Here is a 22,266-nt window from a genome sequence, read left to right on the forward strand (position 1 = left end):
TTTCGAAGTTAGTACCTCTAACATATGTTAGCGCTTCTTACTTTGACAAGGGATACGAAGTCTGTAAGGGATTGGATCATGACAAAACCACCATCCAAACAGGCGCGCGACAGCTATCACCACGGTGACCTGCGCGCGCAATTGATCGAGGCAACCCGGCATCTTGTGGAGCTGAAAGGCCCCGACCATTTGTCGGTGTCCGAGGCGTGTCGCCTTGCAGGGGTTTCCACCGCAGCGCCCTATAAGCATTTCAAAGATAAGGATGAATTGCTCCGCGCCGTCGCGTTTGAGGGGATGGGGCGGCAGCGGGACCAGATGCTCGCAGCCCTCGAGGGCCTGCCCGAGCGGAGCCTTGAGCGCATCTCCGCCCTTGGCCACGTCTATATCAATTTCGCGCGCAATGAGCCTGCCGTCTTTCGCCTGATGTTCGGCTTGTCAGACGATCACAGCGAGGATGATGCGATGATCGACAAGGGCAAAAAGACCTTCGCCGTGGTGCGAGAGGAGGTCGCCGCCTATCGTGGGAGCACTGTGATCGAATCAATCGACGAGCGCCGGGCTTTCCAGCTTTGGAGTTTCGTGCACGGGCTGTCTTTCCTCCTGATCGACGGGAAACTGCAAAAGATGGAAATGCCGGTGGATATGTCCGACATGCTCGACGATATCGCCCGGCGGGTCATGGGCGAGGTCGTCTCGACCTAGGACACATCTCGCCAAGCGTGCGAGGTGTGACGCCGATCAATCGGCGTCGACATCGCACAGCGCGGGTCTTTCCATAACGGGATGTCTGAGGCTCAAATCATCGCCACGACATCCAACGCCCGGTCGGCAATGCCCTTGAGAATCACGGCAAACCGGTAAAGTGCAAAGGCCTTGCGGAAGGGCAGCAGCGGGGCGGAAACCCTGGCTGTGCGCTGGCACCGCACCACAAATGCCTGCTCTGTCGGCAGGTTCAGCGCGGCAAGCTCATGTATTGGTAGCCCGTCATACTCCTCCGGGGCCATGTGCCATCGCATGACGCCGGACCCCAGATCGGTCAGCGGATGACCAAGCGTGGACAACTCCCAATGTTGGCGCATCGGATCAAGGTCCAGCGCTGTGACCTGAAGCTCGTGCGCTCCGAGCCCCACACGCACCAATGCGCCGTTGTCGAGATGCGGTGTCGGCTCAGTCGCGGACCATTGGAAGCGCACAAGACACCGCGTGCCGTCATCCGGTCACCGAATGGAGCGGAGGCAGAAACGCCCGGCATGTCACGTCCTGCCCGGCATTTCCCAATCAGTGGTTCGACATCTGGATGCGGTTCCACAGGTTGATCATGCCTGCCACGATGGTCAGCGCGGTGATCTCGTCATCGCTGTAATGGGCGCGCAGATCGCGCCGGAGGGGGCCGTAATCAGCCTGACTGTCCACGCATGTCAGCGCCTCAATCCAGCCAAGCGCCGCTTTCTCCGCAGCGGTGAAGCTGCCGACATGGCGCCAAACGACCAGATGATCGAGCCGTTCGTTGCTTTCCCCGGCTTTGCGGGCGTCGGCGGTGTGCATCTTTACGCAATGCGCGCAGCCGTTCATCTGGGAGGCGCGCAGCTTCAAAAGGTGCACAAAGGCCTGATTAAGCGGCGTGCGCGTGATCCATTCCTCCACATTCTCCAAGGCAGGCAAGGCGGAGGATGCGAAGTCGAGATAATTCACCGGAGCTGTGGATGGGGCGGTAGCAGTCATGTCTTTTCCTTTGATCTGACGTCTCTGCGCAAAAGACGGGATGGCACCGCCATCTGTGACAGCGCGGCGTCGGAAAAGCGCCGGATCAGGAAAAGATTTCACCCCCGGCAAGGGCCACGCCGCGCCCAAACGTGACGCGAGACAGCTTGTCTGGATTGCGGATAATGAACAGGCGCGCGGCTTGCCCCTCCGTGTTGATCTCGCAGGTGATGCAGCCCATGACTTGCGTGCCCTGACGCAACAAAAGCCCCGGTCCGCCGTTGATCTGTACCTCCTCAAGCGTCAATCCGCGCCATGCATGATAGAGGCCATGCATCACGAAATGGCTGATCGTCGCGTCGCCGTGGATGACCTCCTGCGCTGCGATCACCTTGCCGCCGCCATCCGCGTGCAGTTCCGCCGACCGGCTCAGCAAGGCGGCAAAGCGCCGGGTATCTCCGGTTTGCAGCGCCTGCCGGAACGCGGCCAGAAGCGTGCGCTGGACACGCGGCGCGTTCTCAATCCGTTTCGAGCCGTTGCTCACATGCCGCCGCGCGCGGGACACGACCTGCCGACAATTGACCTCGCTGATTTCAAGAATATCGGCGACCTCGCCATAGTCGCAGTCGAACACCTCGCGCAGCAGGTAGGCGGCGCGTTCCTTCGGCGTCAGCCTCTCCAGCATGACCATGAACGCATAGTCGAGCGTGTTGCCCGCATCCATGGTGTCCTCGGCGGAGTCGACCGTTTCGGTCTGGAGCGGTTCGGGCAGCCATGGCCCGACATAGCTCATCCGCCTGTGATGGGCAGAACGCAGCGCATCAAGGCAGCGATTGGTGCATACCTTCGTCAGCCAGGCTTTCGGGTTCTCGATCCTGTCGTTTGAGGCGTGCTCATACCATTTCAGGAACACGTCCTGCACCGCGTCCTCCGCATCGCTCGCCGTTCCCAAAAGCCGATAGGCGATGCCCATCAGCAATGGTCTGTGGGTCTCAAATTCCTGGCCCAAGGCCTGTTGCATGGAAATCTCCGCAATTAAGATCAGGTGTGAAGGTGGGGCGCGCAGAAATCGCGATGGCCGGTGTCACAAAACCCCGTGCACCCCCGTCATTCAAGATGTGAACTACCAGCCAAGGAACAGCCATGGAACGACGCCTTATTTCAACCGGATCCCCAATGGAACGCAGCGCGGGATATTCCCGTGCGGTCATTCAGGGGGATTTTGCCCATGTCGCGGGCACGACCGGATATGACTATGACAGCATGCAGATGCCTGCTGACATTCGGGAGCAGACGCGCAATTGCCTGGCGACCATCGCGCAGGCGCTGCATGACGGGGGCTTCACGCTCGAACAGGTGGTGCGGGTCAATTACTATGTCACGGACCGCGCCAATGTGCCCGCCGTGTTCGAGGAGGTCGGAAAGGTTTTTGCCGATATCCGCCCTGCCGCGACCATGGTGATCTGTGATCTGATTGATCCGGCCATGTTGATCGAGATTGAGGCGACCGCCCAGCGTTGATCGCAAATGGGGCTGGCCACGGATGGCCAGCCCCGCCCCCCTCCCCATCACAGGGCGCCGGTGAAAAAGCGCACCGACACATCCGCCGTGTCGTGGGGAAAATCATGACCGCTGTCGATCCATGTCAGCTGCGTTTGGCCGGACATCTGCGCCGCGAGCGCCTCCATCCCGTCGATTGTATAAAGCGGATCTTCCGTGCCCGCGATCAGCCCCATGGGCCGCGCGCCAAAACCTTCGGTATAGGAAAACGGCGAGGTGAAGGACGCGGCCTCCCCGGCGGAGACGGGCAACAGCGGCAACGCAATGAAGAGGCCCGCGTCGATCCGTGGATCAACCGCTGCGGCAAGATAGCCGACAAACGCACCAAGCGAGAACCCGGTCACGCCAACGCGAGAGGCATCCACCCCGTCGATCTGATCGAGCGCATCAACGGCGCTGCGCACGTCAATCGCCGTATCCGCGATGAATTTGCGCGTCGCGTCGAAATAGCCGTTCTCAAGGTAAATATATGGGTTCTCAAAATCGGTCGACACGCGCCGCTCTCCATGCTTGCGCGCATCAAAGGCGAGCACGGCAAACCCGGCCTCAACCAGCGCCGCACGGTGGCTTGATGGGAAGGAGTAAGGCCCTTCATCGGTGCGCCACCATTGCGCGCGCGATTGGGTCAGACCGTGCAGCAGCAGGATCACCGGCGGGTTCTCTGCCCCGTTTGGCACATCAAGTCGTGCGGGGACGATCTGGTTGTCAAAGCCGGTGAATGTGAACTCCACCCGCCGCACCCCGTCTGCAGGCGCGTCAGACTGAACCTCAACAGTCTGGGGCATGTGGGGGTCGAGCGCATAAAAGGCGCGCAGATGGTCAAACGTGCTGTCCGCGCGCACCGGTGCGGGTGCTGCGATCAAAAGGACAGCGGTCAGCGCCGCCAGCGGCAGCGCAGTGGGGGAAGCGAATGTCATGTCTCTCTCCAGTTGGTCCGAAATCGGGTCGGATAGAAGAAAGACGGATCACGCGCCCCGTCTGTGACAGATGGGCCGCAAAAAAATCGGCTTGCCGTCAGGCGCGCGCGGCGGGGCTTTTCACGTGCGGGAAATCACCGGTCGCGATATAGGCCTCCTCCTCCGGGGTGGAGACGCGGCCATAAAACGGATTGCGGTGCGGGTGGCGGCCAAACCGCTCGATCACCGCGCGCACACGGGCATTTTGTGCACGCAACTGATCGCCAAGCTGCGCGAGGTGAGGCGGCATTTCCGCGATGACGGTTTCGGTCAGGTCGTCCATCAGCGCGATCCGGTCGAGGTGATCGGGGCCCTCGCAATGGCCAAGCGCGATGATGTAGAACAGCTTTTTCCACGGTGCGATGGCCGCGAAATGGCCGTTTCGGATGCCTTCCAACACCAAAAGGTTCGATTTGATGTCCTGCGCGAAAGCACCCGGCGTGTCGCGCCACAGGGAGCGGGGAAACTGATCCAGCACGATCAAAAGCGCGATGCGCCCTTCTGCCGTGTTGGCCCAATGATCAAGGGTGCCGCGCGCCCCGGCGATGGTCATCTCCTCAAACCGGGTGCAGATCGTGTGATCCATCCCGCCATGCATCCGCTCTTCGATCCAGGCGCGGAAGGTTTCGCCGCTGTCCCAAAACCCGTTTTCCGGGAACCAGAGGTCAAGGACAGTCTGAGGCTGAAAGGCAGGGTCACTCATCACGCGGTCTCCCATTTGGGTAGCGGCTAAAGACTGGAGTGTGGGATACTTTCGCTGATCACGCAAATTGCGCGGTGCGTCGGGTCATGCGATCAGGGCCGGGAGTGTGCGCTCAGCTTGCCTTCATGCTCCGCCACGACCGCGCCCGCGCCTGTCCCGGTCGATTTCAGGGCGCGCAGAATCCCGATGAGATTGTCGTCGCGCAGCCGTTCCAACGCGCGGATGCTCATATGCCCCGATTGTGCGTCCGATTGATCCGCGATCATATCGACCAGCGCGTCATTGAATTCGGGCACATCGGTCAGCTTGGTCCATGGCCAGGCAAGCGCAGGGCCAAACTGCGCCATGAAGTGTTTCATCCCGGCCTCGCCCCCGGCGATGCGGTAGGTCTCAAAAAGGCCCATCTGCGCCCATCGCAGGCCAAACCCCATGCGGATGGCCTCGTCAATCTCCGCCGTTGTGGCGATCCCGTCTTTCACCAACCACAGGCTTTCCCGCCAGACGGCCTCCAGCAGGCGGTCTGCGATATGGGCGGCAATCTCCGTGCGCACGGTCAGGGGATACATCCCGATGCTGCGCAGGATGGAGGCGGCGCGCGTGTCATTGGTGCCGACAAGTTCGACCAATGGCAGCAGATAGACCGGGTTGAACGGATGCGCCACGATCACGCGCGCGCCCGTCGCCCGCAATTCGGTCGGGGTAAAGCCGGATGTGGAGGAGCCGATCACCGCATCCGCCGGGGCATGGGCAGAGATGTCGCCGTGAATGCGACGCTTGAGGTCAAGCCGTTCCGGCACGCTTTCCTGTATCCAATCCGCGCCTGCCACGGCGCGGGGCAGGTCATCGCAATAGCTGAGCGTGCCCTCGCTTGGCAGCGCACTGTCATAGAGTTGCGGCAGCGCGTGACGCGCATTGTCCAGAACGGCGGTGATCTTGCGCGCGGCCTCTAGATCGGGGTCAAACACGGCCACGTCCCAACCGTTGAGCAGGAATCGCGCGGCCCAGCCGCCGCCGATCACGCCGCCGCCGATGATCGCGGCCTTCATCGTGTCACCGGCGCGCGTTTGGTGAGCGACAGGCGTGCGCGCACGTCCTGCGGTCCGATGACCCGTGCGCCAATCCCAGTGATCACCGTCACGGCACGCTCCACCAATTGTGCGTTCGTCGCCAAAACGCCCCGCTCCAGAAAAAGGTTATCTTCCAGCCCGACCCGCACATGCCCGCCCGCCAGCACCGCTGCCGCGACATAGGGCATCTGATCGCGCCCCAGCGAAAACGCGGACCATGTCCAGTCAGGCGGCACATTCCCCACCATCGCCAGAAAGGTATTGAGGTCATTGGGCGCGCCCCATGGCACCCCCATGCAAAGCTGCACCAGCGCGGGCGCGGTCAGCACACCCTCTGCCACCAATTGCGTGGCGAGCCATAGATGCCCGGTGTCGAACGCCTCAATCTCAGGCCGGACGCCCATGTCGGTCATCATCTGGCCCATGGCGCGCAACATGCCGGGTGTGTTGGTCATCACATAATCGGCTTCGGCGAAATTCATCGTGCCGCAATCGAGCGTGCAAATCTCTGGCTGGCAATCCGCGATATGGGCGACGCGCGCGGCCGCACCGATCATGTCCGTCCCAGCGGTGTTGAGGGGCAGGGGGGCTTCGGTCGGGCCGAACACGATATCGCCGCCCATCCCGGCGGTGAGGTTCAACACGACATCGGTGTCACTGTCGCGAATACGCTTCGTAACCTCACGATAGAGTGCCAGATCGCGGGACGGGGCGCCGGTTTCGGGATCGCGCACATGGCAATGGACAATGGCCGCCCCTGCTTTCGCCGCATCAATCGCGGCCTCAGCGATCTGCGCCGGGCTGCGCGGGACATGGGGGGATTTGTCCTGCGTCGCGCCGGAGCCGGTGATGGCTGCGGTGATGAACACCTCCCTGTTCATGGTAAGCGGCATCGCGTCCTCCCTCGTTGTCCCGCTCAGCCTATCCCCTGATCTGGGGGCGTGGTGCCAAAAAACGGCATTCCGCTGTCGCGGACGCAAAAACGGGCGACGCAGCGGCCCGTTTCGCATTGCACCATGGTCAAACCGCACAATCCGCGTTATGGGGCGGCAAACCTCTTTCAAGGACGCATTCGGATGGACCTTCGTAACATCGCTATCATCGCCCATGTTGACCACGGCAAGACGACGCTCGTGGATCAATTGCTCGCGCAATCGGGCTCTCATCGGGCCAATCAGCAGGTGGCCGAGCGGGCCATGGACAGCAACGATCTGGAGCGGGAGCGCGGGATCACGATCCTTGCCAAATGTACCTCCGTTGAATGGCAGGGCATTCGGATCAACATCGTGGACACCCCCGGCCACGCCGATTTCGGCGGCGAAGTGGAGCGGATCCTGTCCATGGTCGATGGCGTGGTTCTGCTCGTCGATGCGGCGGAAGGCCCGATGCCCCAAACTAAATTCGTGACATCCAAGGCATTGGCGCTGGGCCTGAAACCCATCGTGGTGCTCAACAAGGTCGATAAGCCGGATGCGGAGCCGGATCGCGCCCTTGATGAGGTGTTTGATTTGTTCGTGCAGTTGGACGCGAATGAAGAGCAGCTCGATTTTCCGGTGCTCTACGCCTCTGGCCGCGATGGCTGGGCCGATGATGTGCTGGACGGTCCGCGTAAGGATTTGCAGGCCATGTTCGCGCAGGTCGTCAAGCATGTGGAGCCGCCAAAGCAGGTTGCGCAGGCGGATCAGCCGTTCAAGATGCTGGCGACCACGCTTGAATCCGACCCGTATCTGGGCCGCATCCTGACCGGCCGGATCGAAGAGGGAACCCTGACCACAGGCCGCACGATCAAGGGGCTGAGCCGTGACGGGAAAGAGATCGAACGCTTCCGCGTGACCAAAATCCTCGCGTTCCGCGGCCTATCCCGCCAGCCGATCGAAGAGGCCGCCGCGGGCGACATTGTGGCGATCGCGGGCATGACCAAATCGACAGTGGCCGATACGCTTTGTGACACGGCAGTGTCGGAGCCGATCCCGGCGCGCCCGATTGACCCGCCCACCATCTCCGTCACCTTCGGGATCAATGACAGCCCGCTTGCCGGGCGCGATGGCGACAAGGTGCAAAGCCGCGTCATCCGCGCGCGCCTGATGCAGGAAGCCGAGTCGAACGTCGCGATCAAAGTGAGCGACAGCGCGCAGGGCGACAGTTTTGAAGTCGCCGGGCGCGGCGAATTGCAGATGGGTGTCCTCATCGAGAATATGCGCCGCGAAGGGTTCGAATTGTCGATCTCCCGCCCGCGCGTGTTGATGAAAGACGAGGACGGCCTGCGGATGGAGCCTGTGGAAGAGGCAACCATCGACGTGGATGAAGCCTATTCCGGTGTGGTGGTCGAAAAGCTCAACGCCCGCAAAGGCGAGCTTGTGGATATGCGCACCGGGCAGGGTGGCAAAACCCGCATCGTTGCCCATGTGCCGAGCCGAGGCCTCATCGGCTATCACGGTGAGTTTCTGACCGATACGCGCGGCACTGGCGTTCTGAACCGCGTGTTCCACGGCTGGACCCCGCATAAGGGTCCGATCCCCGGTCGGCGGCGTGGCGTGCTGATTTCCATGGAGACAGGACAATCCGTCGCATATGCGATCTTCAACCTTGAGGATCGGGGCAAATTCTTCATCGGATCGGGTGAGGCCGTCTACCAGGGGATGATCCTCGGTGAGCACAGCCGCGACAACGATCTGGAAGTTAACCCGCTTAAGGGGAAAAAGCTGTCCAATGTCCGCGCGTCGGGCAAGGATGAAGCGGTTGTTTTGACCACACCGCAGCGCATGTCGCTGGAAGAAGCAATCGCTTACATTAACGATGATGAGCTTGTGGAGGTCACTCCGGGTGCGATCCGGCTGCGCAAACGCTTCCTTGATCCGCATGAGCGCAAGCGTGAGTCTCGCAAAATGGAATAAACCATGGGTTGTTTTGCATTTTGCAATTGCAAAATGCAAAACACCAATGAGTTGAATTTGTGAATATGGCGGATTGTGACGGGTGCAGCCTTAAACTTGTCAAAGAGTGAAAGGCGGCCGTCGATTTCCTCAGGTTTTCCGTGGATCAATGCCTTAATCAAAAATTAATTTTAAAATTTTCTAAACTTGGCACGCTGCCTGCATGTGTCTCGGTATCGGGGGTATCCGAAACATTTTGGAGGACAGACAATGAAACATCCAGTTGACGTGCACGTGGGCAAGCGTATTCGCCATCGCCGTTGGATGATTGGGATGACTCAGCAACAGCTGGGTGATGCCGTGGGGATCAAGTTTCAACAGATTCAGAAATACGAGACCGGCATGAACCGCGTCAGCGCATCCCGCCTTTGGGATATCGCAAGCGCGCTGGACGTGACCATCGCCTTTTTCTTCGAAGGTCTCGATGGGGATGTGGCAGAGGCCGCAATGAGCGAATTCCAGGTGGAGAAGCCGCAGGGTGACCTGATGGTGGATCGCGAAGCACAAGAGCTTGTGCGCTCCTACTACGCCATCCCCGAAGAGCAGCGCCGCCGCCTGTTTGATCTGGCGCGCGTGCTGAGCGACGCGGCCTGATTTGGGACTGACCCCGCGTCTTGTGACAGGGATGCGGGGATGCGGGGCGGGCAACTCCCTCCGTTGACCGATCCCGCAATCTGTGAAACTCCCGAACCGTTGCACACGGTTCGGGAGTTTTTTCATGGCACAGGCTCAACATGACATGGCGGAGTTGACGGAGGTCGCCCACGCGCTGGCCGATGCCGCGGGTGCCGCGATCCAGCCCTATTTCCGCACCAAACTGACGCCTGAAAACAAGGATGCGCAGGGCTTTGATCCTGTCACCATCGCGGATCGCGCAGCGGAGGCCGCGATGCGTGACGTACTGGCCATCCGCCGCCCGCAAGATGGCATTTACGGGGAAGAATACGGTCGTCAGGACGGGACAAGCGGGCTGACTTGGGTGCTTGATCCGATTGATGGCACCCGCGCCTTCATCTGCGGTGCGCCGACATGGGGCTGCCTGATCGGCTTGGACGATGGCAGCGGCCCGATCCTCGGCATCGTCGATCAGCCCCATACGGGGGAGCGGTTTTTCGGCGGGCCGAATGGCGCGACCCTCACCCATCATGGTATCACGACATCCTTGCAGACCAATAGGGCAACGACCGCCCTGTCCGGGGCAAAGCTGCTCACAACCTTCCCGGAGGTCGGTCAGGCGGCGGAGCGCGCGGCGTTTGAGCGGGTCCGTGATCAGGTGCAACTCACCCGCTATGGGCTGGATTGCTATGCCTATGCGCTGATCGCAACCGGGCAAGTCGATCTGGTGATCGAAGCCGGGCTGAATGCTTATGACATTCAAGGGCCACAAGCGGTGATCGAGGCCGCAGGCGGGATTGTCACCACATGGGATGGTGGCCCGGCGCATCAGGGCGGGCGCATTCTTGCTGCCGGAAACAAGGCGCTGCATCAGGCCGCGATGGACCTGCTCAACAGCTAGGCGTCAGCGGTCAGGAATGCGGTGATCCGGTCCCAGACCGGTTCAAAACACTGGCTGCGTTCTTGCAGGATTTCGTGCCGTGCGCCCGGCACCTTGACCAAGGTGCTGTTGGGCAGGCGTTCCACTTGGGTCATGATCGCCCCTTCGGAGACAACCCGCTCCTCCGTGCCAAGGAACACCAGCGTTTCGGTGGTCGGCATGCCCACATCCATCAGGGCGTTCATCTCGTCAAAACTGGCCGCAACCCACGAAACGGTCGGCGCGCCAAGGGTCAGTTGCGGATGGCTGTCAAGATGGCCGCGCATCCAGTCGAACCGCTCCCGATCTGTAGTCAGTTTGTTGGTCTCAAGCGTTGTGTTGCGCAGAAAATCGCTCGCCCGGCCGCCGGGGGCGATTGTCTGCCCGCGCCCGAATGCCTCAAGGAACCGCGCGACAAAGGGGCCGAAAATCCGTTTCTCTACCGGCAGGTTCAGCCCCCACATCGGAGCGCAGAACACCGCGCGCGAGACGCCCGCATCCCGCAGCGCCCCATCGGCAAGTGCCCGCAGGCCAATCGCCCCGCCCATACTGTGCGCGATCAGATGCAAAGGTCGTGGAAAGCCCTGCACGGCCCCAAGCAGTGCCGCCATATCCTGCTGAAATTCAGAATACCGCCTGACATAGCCCAGATTGTCCGCCACCTTGCGATCAGACAGCCCCTGTCCGCGCCAATCGATACAGGCAACCGCATAGCCAAGCGCCACGAGCCGCGTGATCACGCGATCATATTTCTCGATATACTCGGTGCGACCGGGCAGGAGCAGAACGGTGCCCCGCGTTCCCTGCCATATCGCAATGCGCAGCCGCGTGCCGTCACGCGCCGTGACATATTGCGCCTCCCCCCCGGCAGGGAGGGCGGCAATCTCGGTATGAAGGGGAGCGGTGCTCACCCCAGAACAGTCGCCAGTTTCATGGCAAGACCCATGTCGCCGTCGATCTTGAGCTTGCCGGTCATGAACGCGGAAGTCGGGTTCAGATCGCCGCTCATCATTTCCTGAAACGTGTCGGCATCGGCCATGAGGGTCACATCCGCGTCCGAATCGTCCGCCGAGACGCCAGAGGCATCGACGCGAACAGCGCCTTCGCCTTCGATCTGGAACTTCACGGAACCGTCCTCAATCCCGTCTGCGCCGAATTTTTCCTTCAGTGCGGCGACGGCTGCGTCGATGACTGCGCTCATTTGGGTCACTCCCCTGTTATGATGCGAAGCTGCCCCTCGCATTTCCTGATATGCGCGTTACTTTAGGCATCATGAGACCGGTGACAATCATCCTTGCGGCCTGTGCCGTAGCGTTATTCCAACCTGCCCTTGCGGAAGGCCATGAGCCGTCCGAGCTGGAGCAGCTCTATGCCCAATTGGCCGATCCAGAGACGACCGATCCGATCCGATTGGTCAACAGGATCGGGCGGTTATGGTCCAATTCCGGGTCGGAGGCGATGGACCTCTTGCTGGAGCGGGGGACAGAGGCCATTCAGGATGAGGATTACATCCTTGCCATTGAGCATCTGACCGCCCTCACAGACCATGCCCCCGATTTTGCCGAAGGCTGGAACGCGCGCGCGACCGCCTATTACCTCAATGGCGATCTGGGCCTGTCGATTGCAGATATCGAGCGCGCGCTGGCCCTCAATCCGCAGCATTTCGGCGCGCTTGCCGGGCTGGGCCTAATCTATGAGGAATTGGGATACGATCAGGCGGCCTATTCCGCCTATCTTGCCTCACGCAGCCTCAATCCGCATCAGGAACGGGTGAATAACGCGATTGACCGCCTGCGTGTGTCTGGTATCGGGCAGGCCCTCTAACACTTCAATGACAAGGGGCCGCGTATGGCCAGTTCTGCCCGCAACCGTACCGTGACGGCCGTGCTTGGTCCGACCAACACGGGCAAGACCCATTTCGCGATTGAGCGGATGCTGGGTCACCGGAATGGCGTGATCGGCTTTCCGCTGCGGCTCTTGGCGCGGGAGGTGTATGACAAGGTGGTCAAGCTGCGCGGGCCGTCCGTCGTCGCGCTGATCACGGGGGAGGAGCGGATCGTGCCGCCCCGCGCGTGCTATTGGATCTGCACAGTGGAGGCGATGCCGCTGGATCTGGGAACGGAATTCGTGGCCGTCGATGAAATCCAGCTCTGCGCGGATCCGGACCGGGGATATGTGTTCACCGACCGTCTGCTGAACGCGCGCGGCCTGACGGAGACGCTGTTTTTGGGGGCAGAGACGATGCGCGCGCGGATCGCCCATCTGGTGCCGGAGGCGTCCTTCATCCGGCGGGAGCGGTACTCGACCCTCACCTATGCGGGCTCCAAGAAAATCGCCCGCCTGCCACCGCGCGCGGCCATCGTCGGCTTCAGCGTGGAGAATGTGTACGCGATTGCCGAATGGCTGCGCCGGGTCAAAGGGGGGGCTGCCGTGGTGATGGGCGCGCTCAGCCCGCGGACCCGCAACGCGCAGGTGGAGATGTATCAGAACGGAGAGGTTGACTACCTCGTCGCCACTGACGCCATCGGCATGGGCCTTAACCTTGATGTGAACCATGTGGCCTTTGCCGGAACGAGCAAATTCGACGGGCGCAAATTCCGCCATCTGATGCCCAACGAGTTGGCACAGATCGCCGGGCGGGCTGGGCGGCACACGAATGACGGCACGTTCGGCGTGACGGCAGAAGCAGAGCCGTTCGAGCCGGAGGTGGTCGACGCCATCGAAAACCACCGCTTCTCCCCGATCAAAAAGCTGCATTGGCGCAATTCCGCGCTCAATTACGGATCGGTCGAGGCGCTGCTCGCCTCTCTTGAGGAATTGCCGCAAGACGCCGATCTGATGCGCGCACGGGAGGCCGATGACGTGCTGTCCTTGCGCGCGCTTTGGGCGATGCCGGACATTCAGGACAAGATCAACAATGCCCGCGACGTGCGCCTGTTATGGGACGTGTGCCAGATCCCCGATTTCCGCAAAGTCGCCCCGCAAGAGCACGCCAGCCTTTTGTCCGCGATGCATGACCATCTGCACAATGGCGGCACGTTGCCCGATGCGTGGCTGGCCAAACATATCAAGCGGATCGACCGCCCCTTGGGCGACATAGATGCGCTGTCGCGACGTCTCGCTTTTATCCGCACTTGGACGTATGTTGCCCAGCGTAAAGAGTGGGTCGCCGATGCCGAGCATTGGCGGGCTGAAACCCGTGCGGTAGAAGACCGCCTGTCAGACGCGCTACACCACGCGCTGACACAACGATTCGTCGACCGGCGCACATCCGTGCTGATGCGCCGGTTGAAAGAGAAGGAGAGCCTCGTGGCTGAAATTACTGCTGATGGTGACGTGAGCGTCGAAGGTCAATTCGTCGGGCGTCTGGACGGGTTCCGGTTCAAGCTGGATCCAAGTGCGACGGGCGAGGAGGCAAAAACGCTGCGCTCTGCCGCGCTGGCCGCCCTCGCGCCGCAATATCAGCTTGCCGCCGACCGGCTCTATAACGCACCGGACAAGGAACTCGACATCACCGAGCAGGGGGGCCTGATGTGGGGCGACCTTGCAGTGGGCAAGATGGTCAAGGGGGCCGATATCCTGTCGCCCGAAGTGGCGGTTTTTGTCGATGACGAGGCGGGCGCGGATGTGGCCGAGCGGGTCAAGCGCAAGCTCACCATCTGGCTGGAGCGCAAGATCGCCGCACTTTATGAGCCGCTGATCGCGATGCGCGACGATGAAACCATGTCAGGCCTCGCGCGCGGTGTGGCGTTCCGACTGGTCGAAAACCTCGGCGTTGTACCCCGGGCGGAGATCGCGCAGGACGTCAAATCCCTCGATCAGGACGCGCGCGGATTGCTGCGCAAGCATGGTGTGCGCTTTGGCCAGTTCACGGTGTTCATGCCGTTGATGCTCAAGCCCGCGCCCACGCGGATGCGGCTCGTGCTGTGGTCGCTGTTTGAAGGCTTTGGGGAATTTCCCGAAAGCCCGCCGCCGGGGCTGGTGACGATCCCGGCGCAGGTTGGGGTGCCGGAGGGCTATTATCCCAAGGCGGGCTACCGGCTTGCCGCGACGCGGGCGATCCGGGTCGATATGGTCGAGCGGCTCGCGGATATGCTGCGCAATCTCGATGCGCGCGGCGGGTTCGAGGCGACTGCCGACATGCTGTCGATCACCGGCCTGACGCTGGAACAATTCGCTGATCTGATGACCGGCCTTGGCTATGCCGCCGAAAAGGGGGAGCGGGTCAAGGTGAAGGCCGTCCCGGTTGTGGCCGAAACGCCCGCCGCCCCGGTGGAGGATGATCCTGTCACCGCACCGCAAGAGGGCCAGATGGACGCCCCCTTGGCGGAGGCCGGGGCCGACACCACACCCATTGAGGCCACCGACGCGACTGCCCCTGCCGAAGTGACGACGGAGGAGGGCGACAGCACGCTTGATGTCGCCGCTGCCGCGCCTGCGGGCGAAGAGGCCGCACCGGAGATGGAAGTGTTCTACACCTTCACCCGCGCGCCCCGCCGCCGCCCCGACCCGCAGGGCCGCCGCCCGGAGCGCAGCGAAAAGCCCGGCGGCGGTCGCCCGCAAGGCAAGGGCAAGCCGCGCGGCAAGGGCGGCAAACCCGGCGGACGCAAACCGGAGGGGCCAAAGGTGCATTCCGCCAAACCGCCCCGCAAGGAAAAGGCGATTGATCCCGACAATCCGTTCGCAGCGCTGATGGCGCTCAAGAACAAGGACTGATGGCAGACCCGCGCCCCGGCCTGCGGATCGACAAATGGCTATGGCATGCGCGGTTTTTCAAAACCCGCAGCCTGGCCGCGAAGGTCGTGGCCGGGGGCATTCGGATTGGTGAGACGCGGGTGACCAAGGCGTCCGTGCTTGTCCGCATCGGGGATACCGTGACTTTTCCGCAAAATCGGGATGTCCGATTGGTTCAGGTCGAGGCGCTTGGGGAGCGGCGCGGACCAGCGCCCGAGGCGCAGGCGCTCTACACCGATCTGGCACCCGTCACACCCAAGGACCGCGCGCAAGAGCCCGAAGCTGATCGTGTCGGCGGCCGCCCGACCAAAAAGGATCGGCGCGAAATGGATGCCCTGCGCAATCCTGTCACTTGATCCTCAAGGCACAGGGGCATAGAAGCCCCGGCTAAGGGCTTGCGGCCATGCGTCCGTAAACCTAAGTTGACAGATATAGTGCCGAAACAGGACTGCCCAGATGACCTATGTCGTGATTGATAACTGCATCGCCTGCAAATACACCGATTGCGTCGAAGTTTGCCCGGTGGATTGTTTCTATGAGGGCGAGAACATGCTCGTCATCCAGCCCGATGAGTGCATTGACTGTGGCGTCTGTGAGCCGGAATGCCCCGCCGACGCGATCCGCCCGGATACGGAGCCGGACATGGAAAAATGGGTGGAGTTCAATCGCAAATATTCCGAAGCGTGGCCCAATATCGTGACCAAACGCGATCAGTTGCCCGACGCGGAAAAACTCGACGGCGTGCCGAACAAGCTGGAGACGCATTTTTCGGAGAAGCCCGGCGAGGGTGATTGAGCGACCGATTCGGTGCACAAACCTCCTGCGATGCCAAATGCTTATCCCATTTTCCGCAGGTTTCTGGTGAAAATGCATCCTTAGGTTGTGAAGGGGCCTTGTTTTCAGGCCCTGCATCCGATTCTGGCGGGGTTCATTTGAATATGCCCCCAAAATTTGTTATATAACGGTCATACATTCTTAGGCTGGCGCAGCCGCATCTGGTTTGGCGTGCCCCTCGAATGCTGGTTATCGCTGGTTTTGAGCCTTGTCGGGCGGTTTTCGCAATCGCCGGGGTGGGTTTTTGACCGGCGTTTTTTGTGAGAGAGGAAAGGCATAACATGGCCAAGTCGAAATCCAGTGAATTCCGTCCCAACGATTACATCGTGTACCCGGCGCATGGCGTTGGGCAAATCCTGCGGATTGAGGAGCAGGAAGTGGCGGGCATGACGCTGGAGCTTTTCGTCATCTCCTTCGAGAAGGACAAGATGACCCTGCGCGTCCCGACCAATAAGGCAAACAGCGTCGGCATGCGGTCGCTCGCATCGCCCGACATCATGGACAAAGCGCTCGAAACCCTGAAGGGCCGCGCGCGTGTGAAAAAGGCCATGTGGTCCCGTCGCGCTCAGGAATACGAGCAAAAGATCAACTCTGGCGATCTGATCGCGATTGCGGAGGTCGTGCGCGACCTGCACCGTGGCGACGATCAGCGCGAGCAAAGCTATTCCGAGCGTCAGTTGTATGAAGCAGCCCTTGAGCGGTTGACCCGCGAACTGGCCGCCGTCAATGGCGTGGATGAGGGCGCCGCCGCCGCCCGTGTGGATGAGGTTCTCGTCAGCCGCGCGGCCTGATCCAAAGCGCATTCAACACGAAAAACACCCTCGGTCCGCGCTGGACCGGGGGTGTTTTTGCTTCAAGCTGCCATCAGCGCCAATAGCATCAGCACCATGCCAAGCTCCGACAGGATCTGCGTGGCCCCCAACACATCGCCGGTCTGACCGCCGAGCTTATGCCGCGCATAAGCCAGAAAGGGCACCGCCAATAATCCCCCGGCCAAGATCCCAAACCCCGTCACCCCGAAACACAGGACTGCCAGCCCCAGCGACAACGCGCCGCTTGTCAGCAGGGCCGCGCCGCCCGGTCGTCCGGTGCTGGCGCTCAAGCCCCCCTCCCGCGCATTGGGCAGCCGCATGGCGAGCGCCATCACGCTGCGCGACCCGGCCCCGGCGACGGCCAGCCCGGCGATGACCTGCTCTGCCGGGATCGCGGCAATCCCGCTCCACCGGGCAAGGAGCATGACGATCAGTGCCACCGCGCCAAAGGCCCCGATGCGGCTGTCCTTCATGATGTCGAGGCTATGCGCCTTGTCCCGCCCGCCGCCCAGCCCATCGGCGCAATCGGCCAACCCGTCCTCATGCAGCGCCCCGGTCAGAAGTGCGAGGACCGCCAGTGCCGCGGCAGCCGCCACACCCGCGGGCAGGCCCGCATGGCTCAGCACCATGGCCACCGCGCCAGCGAGCGCCCCCAAAATCGCCCCGACACAGGGCCAGGCCCAACTGCTCAAAGCCCCCCGCTGCCCGGCCCGCGCATGGTCAACCGGCACCGGCAACCGCGTCAGCAGGGAGAACGCGACCCAGATATCATGCAGCTCAAATCGCGTGGCGTGGGGCATGGGGTGATTTCCTTCCTCATAGGGTCGAAAACAGGGTGGCATCCTGTGTCGGTCAGAGTATCCCTGTGCCACGAAAGACATGCCAGACGAAAGGCCCGCCATGACCGACGCCCCGTTCCACAGCCCCGAAGAATTCGCCGCGATGCTCGCGACCTTGCCTGCCGCGAACCACAGCGCCGCAGAGGCCGCGTCGGAACGCAACGGCATGCTGACAAAACCGCCGGGCGCTTTGGGCCGCTTGGAGGATCTGGCGATCTGGTATGCAAGCTGGCGCGGCACGCCGCGCCCACGCGTCGAGCGGCCACAGGTGATCGTGTTTGCGGGCAATCATGGCGTGACCGCGCAGGGCGTCTCGGCCTTCCCAGCGGAGGTCACGGTGCAGATGGTCGCGAATTTTGAGGCTGGTGGTGCGGCGATCAATCAACTCTCGCGTCTCGCTGGGGCGGAGATGAGCGTTCATGCGCTTGATCTGGACAGCCCGACGCAGGATTTCACACAAGGGCCCGCGATGGATGGCGGTGCCTGTGTCGCGGCTCTGGCCACGGGCTGGGGGGCGGTTGATCCGTCAGCCGATCTGCTCGTGGTGGGGGAGATGGGCATTGGCAACACCACCTCCGCCGCCGCGATTGCGGCCGCGCTCCTTGGAGGAACGGGGGCGGATTGGGCCGGGCGCGGCACGGGCGTCGATGATGCGGGCCTGCGCCGCAAGGCCGAGGTGATCGACGCTGGGCTGGCCAAGAACCCATGGCGCGCGCCGATGGATGTGTTGTGCAGCTTTGGCGGGCGCGAAATCGCCGCGATGGCGGGCGCGATCGCACGGGCGCGGGCGGAGGGCATCCCGGTGATCCTGGATGGGTTCATCTGCTCTGCGGCAGCGCTGGTCCTCCATAAATGCGATCCGGCGGCGCTTGACCATTGTGTCGCGGGGCATCTGTCGGAAGAGGGGGCACATGGGGCGATGCTCGACGCGATGGAGAAATCGCCGCTCCTGTCCCTTGGCCTGCGCTTGGGCGAAGGATCGGGTGCTGCTGTCGCGATCCACATTCTCAAGGCGGCGGTTGCGTGCCATTCGGGGATGGCGACTTTTGCCGAAGCGGGCGTGAGCGACGGTTAAAAGGCGCTCCCGCACGTCGGCTGCGCCTCCCTTTGGGGTGAGGGCGAGAGACAAACGCTGCGGGGCAGCGTTTGCGCCCGAACGCGCGGAATGGAATGAAGCGCCGGGCCGGGCCGGCGCTGCGCGCCGGTTTAAGATTGCGCTGAGGTGTTTGAGGAACAGGTGTGTTCCTCAAATCACCCCCTCAATTGTGGGGCTACGATTCGCCCGCGCGTCAAGGCCGCTCGTTCCTCGGACCTTGACCCACGGCCGAATCGCGAGGGCTGCTATTGTCACACCAAGTCCAATTCACTTTCTTCAAATATACCCCGCCGGAGGCACCGCCGCGCCGTCAGGCGCGGCCCCCCTCTAAAAGGAATTATTCGCGCCGCAGCACCTTATCCACAAGCCAAGCAAGGCCGAGCTTCCGCGATGACAGGAACTCCGCCTTGATCGCTTGGGGGTCATAGGCGGTCTCAATCCATGTGCGCAGGTCAAGGTCACTGTCCCCACGCGCCGTCAGATAGGCGTCGAAAAACGCATCGAGCACGCCCGTTTTTGCGTGCCGCAGATGGAGGTATTTGAAGGAGAGTTGCGCGCGCGCCGCCTCCACCTCTTGGCCTTCCACAAAATGCATATGCAGCGCCGCCGCCAGCCCCGCACGATCCGCGCCGGACTTGCAGTGATACAGCACCGGCGTCTCGACACTCTTGATCAGGTCGATAAAGCCCAAAAGTTCGTCGCGGGGGGGCAGATCCCGCGAATAGAGCCGGTAGATGATGAAGGTCAGGCCATGCGCGTCACAGGCTTCGACCTCCAGCGGGAGGGAGCCAAAGGACATGCCGCCGCGCAGCGAAATCACTGTCTTGCCGCCCTGATCGGCGAACCACTTGATCTGTTCGGGATTGGGTTGCGCGGAGCGCCATGCCTGTGGCGCGATCTGGTGCCGGTTGGGATACCAGTTGCGGATAAAGCCGTGATCGGACCATGTCATGTCCCGCTCCACCGCGCGCCGACCCTCGGGTGTGGCCAGCATGGGACGCCATTTTGCGTCCATGTCGTCAAGCTGGCGTTGGCGCCAATCGGGGTTGGTTACGTCATCATCGGTCACGGGGTGGCCCTTCGCGGTGCGGGTCTTTCATCCTGTCCGGGGAAGCTGGAGGCGACGACCGGAATCGAACCGGTGTACACGGATTTGCAATCCGCTGCGTAACCACTCCGCCACGTCGCCCCGCTGACAGGGGAGGTATAACAGCCAATCGGGCGCGTCCAGCGCAAAGTGCATCTTGTTGGCCTGCGGCACCGGGATCGGTTGCGCGATGCCATCATCTGTGGCAGTGACAGAAAAACGCGGAGCGGTTCGAGAGCGCCGCACACGATCCTTTCTTGAGATGGAGTCAGCATGATGTCCGATTTTGCCGCAGCCCGCACCGCGATGGTGGATTGTCAGGTCAGACCGTCGGATGTGACCCGCTATCCCATCATCTCCGCGATGCTGAGTGTCCCGCGTGAGGAATTCGTGCCTTCCGATATGCGCAGCGTCGCCTACGCGGGAGAGGACATTTCCCTATCGGCGGACCGGTCAATCCTTGCCCCGCGCACATTTGCAAAGATGCTCGATGCACTGGCGCTGAGCGGCAATGAACTCGTGCTCGATATCGGGGCGGGCTATGGCTACTCCACCGCCGTGATCGCGCATATGGCGCAAGCGGTGATCGGGCTGGAAGAGGTTGAGAGCCTCGCCACCGCTGCCACCACCGCGCTGAGTGCGGCAGGTGCCGACAATGCCGTCATCGAAACCGGCCCGCTGGCCGAAGGCGCCGCGGCCCATGGTCCTTATGACGCAATGGTCGTTCAGGGTGCTGTCGAGGAATTGCCGCAGGCGATCGTGGATCAATTGCGCCCCGATGGGCGTATCGTGATGCTCAAGGCTGAGGGCGCGCTATGCTATGCCGTTCTGGGCGTGAAAGGTGCGCGCGGTGTCAGCTGGCGGCGTATCTTTGATGCAACAGCGCCGGTTTTGCCGGGCTTTTCAAAGGCTCCAACCTTCGTTTTCTGACCAAACTGAACGAAACAGTCTTGTTTCGGCTGGGGCGCGGCTTAATGTAGGCTGCAACAAAAGAAGCAGGAGTTTCGCAATGCGCGTGTCGGTCAAGCTCACGGCAGCCTTTTTGGCTGGTCTGGGGTGTATGTCTTTTTCAGCAACCATGGCCTCGGCGCAAACGCTGGAGCAGGCGCTGATCGGGGCCTATGAATACCACCCTTCCCTGTCGGTGTCGCGTTCGGCGCTGCGTGCGGCGGATGAGAATGTCGCACAGGCGCGCGCGGGAAAGCGCCCGACGGTGACCGCATCCGCGCGGGCCGGGCTGACTTCGGCGGATCGGTTCGATGGCCGGGCGACCGATACCAGCACACTTTCCATTGATGGCTCGCTTCCGTTGATCGACGGGGGCAGCACCGCGGCTGCCGTCGCGGGTGCACTGGCGAATGTGGATCGCGCGCGCGCGGCCCTTGTCGGCACGGAACAGACCGTTCTGTTGGCCGCTGTCACCGCTTATGGCGATGTGCGGCGCGACACGCAATTCGTGTCACTGGCGCAAAACAACGTGCGCGTGATCACCAGCCAATTGCAGGCCGCGCGGGACCGGTTCGAAGTGGGCGAAGTGACCCGCACCGATGTGGCGCAGGCACGCGCGCGCCTTGCTGCCGCACAATCCAACCTTGTCGCGAATGAGGGTGCGTTGGCCCGCTCGCGGGAGGCGTATATCGCAGCGATCGGATCAGCGCCTGAGGATCTGGCACCGCCGCCCGCGCTGCCCGCGCTGCCCGCAACCCTAGCCGATGCGGAAGGGGTCGCCCTGCGTACCCATCCGTCTGTGGTCGCCGCGCAAGAGCTTGTCCGCGTGGCCGAGGCAGATGTGGACCGTGCCCGCGCAGCGTCCCGCCCGACGCTGACCGCCACGGCGCAGATCGCATCAAGCGGCACCGCTCAGGACACCCAGACCGATACGGCCACGGTTGGCCTTCAGGCCTCCTTGCCGCTGTATCGCGGGGGCGCTTTGTCGAGCCAAATCCGGCAGGCGCAGGCCACGCTGGATCAGCGCAACGCGGAATTGCAGGACGCGGGCCGTCAGGTTCGCCAGAACGTTGCGTCCGCTTGGGCCAACCTGACCGTCGCGCGATCCTCCATCGAGGCAAGCCGCCAGCAGATCACCGCCGCCCGCGTCGCGTTTGAAGGCGTGCGGGAGGAAGCACGGCTTGGTGCACGCACCACGCTAGAGGTGCTTGACGGGGAGCAGGAACTCCTGAACGCCCAATCCAACCTCGTTTCTGCCGAAAGAGACGAATATGTTGCCGTCTATTCGCTTCTTGCGGCCATGGGCCTCTTGACGGTGCAGCATCTTGGCCTTGAAGTGGAGCAGTATGACCCGGTTGAGAATTTCAACCGTGTGCAAAGCGGCCCCTTCAGCTCAAGCCGAGGGGATGCGCTGGATCGGATCCTCGGGCGGTACTGAACCGTCCTCGGGGGCCAATTGCCG

General features: G+C 62.3%; 23 protein-coding genes, 1 tRNA gene and 1 pseudogene. 13 read left to right on the forward strand and 12 right to left on the reverse strand.

Annotated features, from left to right (window positions below; all coding sequences use genetic code 11):
- Positions 1-78: 78 nt before the first annotated feature.
- On the forward strand, positions 79-702 hold the full coding sequence (locus FHS89_RS06965; RefSeq protein ID WP_246413659.1) for a TetR/AcrR family transcriptional regulator: 624 nt from the start codon (positions 79-81) through the stop codon (positions 700-702).
- Positions 703-794: 92 nt separating this feature from the next.
- Here the strand turns inward: FHS89_RS06965 and FHS89_RS06970 are convergent, their stop codons facing one another.
- The 3 genes from FHS89_RS06970 to sigJ form a co-directional block, all read right to left on the reverse strand.
- The gene (locus FHS89_RS06970; RefSeq protein WP_184009968.1) at positions 795-1,130 is read right to left on the reverse strand and encodes a protein kinase family protein; all 336 of its coding nucleotides are present in this window, start codon (positions 1,128-1,130) and stop codon (positions 795-797) included.
- Positions 1,131-1,278: 148 nt separating this feature from the next.
- Entirely contained in the window at positions 1,279-1,722 is a 444-nt protein-coding gene (locus FHS89_RS06975; RefSeq protein ID WP_184009970.1) for a carboxymuconolactone decarboxylase family protein, read from the reverse strand.
- A gap of 85 nt (positions 1,723-1,807) precedes the next feature.
- On the reverse strand, positions 1,808-2,722 hold the full coding sequence (sigJ, locus tag FHS89_RS06980) for an RNA polymerase sigma factor SigJ (RefSeq protein WP_184009972.1): 915 nt from the start codon (positions 2,720-2,722) through the stop codon (positions 1,808-1,810).
- Positions 2,723-2,877: 155 nt separating this feature from the next.
- Between sigJ and FHS89_RS06985 the strand changes: the two genes are divergently transcribed.
- Positions 2,878-3,222: a RidA family protein gene (locus FHS89_RS06985; protein ID WP_281376666.1), complete on the forward strand. Its 345-nt coding sequence runs from the start codon at positions 2,878-2,880 to the stop codon at positions 3,220-3,222.
- Between the two features lie 47 nt (positions 3,223-3,269).
- Here FHS89_RS06985 and FHS89_RS06990 read toward each other — a convergent pair whose 3' ends face one another.
- From FHS89_RS06990 to bcoG, 4 genes and pseudogenes are all read right to left on the reverse strand, one after another.
- The gene (locus FHS89_RS06990; protein WP_184009976.1) at positions 3,270-4,178 is read right to left on the reverse strand and encodes an alpha/beta hydrolase family protein; all 909 of its coding nucleotides are present in this window, start codon (positions 4,176-4,178) and stop codon (positions 3,270-3,272) included.
- A gap of 97 nt (positions 4,179-4,275) precedes the next feature.
- A complete protein-coding gene (locus FHS89_RS06995; RefSeq protein ID WP_184009978.1) occupies positions 4,276-4,920 on the reverse strand; it encodes a DUF924 family protein in 645 nt (214 codons plus the stop codon).
- Positions 4,921-5,033: 113 nt separating this feature from the next.
- Positions 5,034-5,966 (reverse strand): annotated as a pseudogene (locus FHS89_RS07000) (3-hydroxyacyl-CoA dehydrogenase NAD-binding domain-containing protein); the annotation flags it as partial.
- Positions 5,963-6,880 carry a 3-dehydrocarnitine:acetyl-CoA trimethylamine transferase BcoG gene (gene bcoG, locus FHS89_RS07005; protein WP_184009982.1) on the reverse strand — a complete coding sequence of 306 codons (918 nt, stop codon included), beginning with the start codon at positions 6,878-6,880 and terminating at the stop codon, positions 5,963-5,965. The gene bcoG and the pseudogene FHS89_RS07000, both read right to left, overlap by 4 nt.
- A gap of 183 nt (positions 6,881-7,063) precedes the next feature.
- Here bcoG and typA point away from each other — a divergent pair, with 183 nt between their 5' ends.
- From typA to hisN, 3 genes are all read left to right on the forward strand, one after another.
- On the forward strand, positions 7,064-8,881 hold the full coding sequence (gene typA, locus FHS89_RS07010; protein ID WP_184009984.1) for a translational GTPase TypA: 1,818 nt from the start codon (positions 7,064-7,066) through the stop codon (positions 8,879-8,881).
- Between the two features lie 249 nt (positions 8,882-9,130).
- Positions 9,131-9,514, forward strand: coding sequence for a helix-turn-helix domain-containing protein (locus FHS89_RS07015; RefSeq protein WP_184009986.1), 384 nt, complete (start codon positions 9,131-9,133; stop codon positions 9,512-9,514).
- Positions 9,515-9,638: 124 nt separating this feature from the next.
- A complete protein-coding gene (gene hisN / locus FHS89_RS07020) occupies positions 9,639-10,436 on the forward strand; it encodes a histidinol-phosphatase (RefSeq protein ID WP_184009988.1) in 798 nt (265 codons plus the stop codon).
- Here the strand turns inward: hisN and FHS89_RS07025 are convergent.
- Positions 10,433-11,365: an alpha/beta fold hydrolase gene (locus FHS89_RS07025; protein WP_184009990.1), complete on the reverse strand. Its 933-nt coding sequence runs from the start codon at positions 11,363-11,365 to the stop codon at positions 10,433-10,435. The two genes, hisN and FHS89_RS07025, sit on opposite strands and share 4 nt — an antisense overlap.
- On the reverse strand, positions 11,362-11,655 hold the full coding sequence (locus tag FHS89_RS07030) for an SCP2 sterol-binding domain-containing protein (protein ID WP_184009991.1): 294 nt from the start codon (positions 11,653-11,655) through the stop codon (positions 11,362-11,364). The genes FHS89_RS07025 and FHS89_RS07030 overlap by 4 nt, the downstream gene beginning before the upstream one ends.
- Before the next feature lie 71 nt (positions 11,656-11,726).
- On the opposite strand from FHS89_RS07030, the gene FHS89_RS07035 reads away from it, so the two are divergent.
- The 5 genes from FHS89_RS07035 (at position 11,727) to FHS89_RS07055 (ending at position 16,813) form a co-directional block, all read left to right on the forward strand.
- Entirely contained in the window at positions 11,727-12,278 is a 552-nt protein-coding gene (locus FHS89_RS07035; protein WP_184009993.1) for a tetratricopeptide repeat protein, read from the forward strand.
- 24 nt (positions 12,279-12,302) lie between these two features.
- On the forward strand, positions 12,303-15,170 hold the full coding sequence (locus FHS89_RS07040; RefSeq protein ID WP_184009995.1) for a helicase-related protein: 2,868 nt from the start codon (positions 12,303-12,305) through the stop codon (positions 15,168-15,170).
- A complete protein-coding gene (locus FHS89_RS07045) occupies positions 15,170-15,544 on the forward strand; it encodes an RNA-binding S4 domain-containing protein (RefSeq protein ID WP_184009997.1) in 375 nt (124 codons plus the stop codon). The genes FHS89_RS07040 and FHS89_RS07045 overlap by 1 nt, the downstream gene beginning before the upstream one ends.
- 100 nt (positions 15,545-15,644) lie before the next feature.
- Entirely contained in the window at positions 15,645-15,983 is a 339-nt protein-coding gene (gene fdxA / locus FHS89_RS07050) for a ferredoxin FdxA (RefSeq protein ID WP_184009999.1), read from the forward strand.
- A gap of 320 nt (positions 15,984-16,303) precedes the next feature.
- Positions 16,304-16,813, forward strand: a complete 510-nt coding sequence (locus tag FHS89_RS07055; RefSeq protein ID WP_184010001.1) for a CarD family transcriptional regulator — start codon at positions 16,304-16,306, stop codon at positions 16,811-16,813.
- 62 nt (positions 16,814-16,875) lie between these two features.
- Here the strand turns inward: FHS89_RS07055 and cobS are convergent, their stop codons facing one another.
- Positions 16,876-17,634 carry an adenosylcobinamide-GDP ribazoletransferase gene (cobS, locus tag FHS89_RS07060; protein WP_184010003.1) on the reverse strand — a complete coding sequence of 253 codons (759 nt, stop codon included), beginning with the start codon at positions 17,632-17,634 and terminating at the stop codon, positions 16,876-16,878.
- A gap of 100 nt (positions 17,635-17,734) precedes the next feature.
- Between cobS and cobT the strand changes: the two genes are divergently transcribed.
- Positions 17,735-18,748 (forward strand): nicotinate-nucleotide--dimethylbenzimidazole phosphoribosyltransferase, encoded by a 1,014-nt coding sequence (gene cobT / locus FHS89_RS07065; RefSeq protein ID WP_184010005.1) that lies wholly within the window; start codon positions 17,735-17,737, stop codon positions 18,746-18,748.
- A 358-nt stretch (positions 18,749-19,106) separates the two neighbouring features.
- Here cobT and FHS89_RS16425 read toward each other — a convergent pair whose 3' ends face one another.
- Positions 19,107-19,838, reverse strand: a complete 732-nt coding sequence (locus FHS89_RS16425) for a fused DSP-PTPase phosphatase/NAD kinase-like protein (RefSeq protein WP_184010007.1) — start codon at positions 19,836-19,838, stop codon at positions 19,107-19,109.
- Positions 19,839-19,884: 46 nt separating this feature from the next.
- Positions 19,885-19,958 (reverse strand) — tRNA-Cys (locus FHS89_RS07075).
- Between the two features lie 174 nt (positions 19,959-20,132).
- Here FHS89_RS07075 and FHS89_RS07080 point away from each other — a divergent pair.
- Entirely contained in the window at positions 20,133-20,786 is a 654-nt protein-coding gene (locus FHS89_RS07080; RefSeq protein WP_184010009.1) for a protein-L-isoaspartate O-methyltransferase family protein, read from the forward strand.
- A 130-nt stretch (positions 20,787-20,916) separates the two neighbouring features.
- Positions 20,917-22,242 (forward strand): TolC family outer membrane protein, encoded by a 1,326-nt coding sequence (locus tag FHS89_RS07085; protein WP_184010011.1) that lies wholly within the window; start codon positions 20,917-20,919, stop codon positions 22,240-22,242.
- Positions 22,243-22,266: the final 24 nt, after the last annotated feature.

It is taken from the genome of Rubricella aquisinus, assembly GCF_014199445.1.
GTDB classification, from domain to species: Bacteria; Pseudomonadota; Alphaproteobacteria; order Rhodobacterales; family Rhodobacteraceae; genus Rubricella; species Rubricella aquisinus.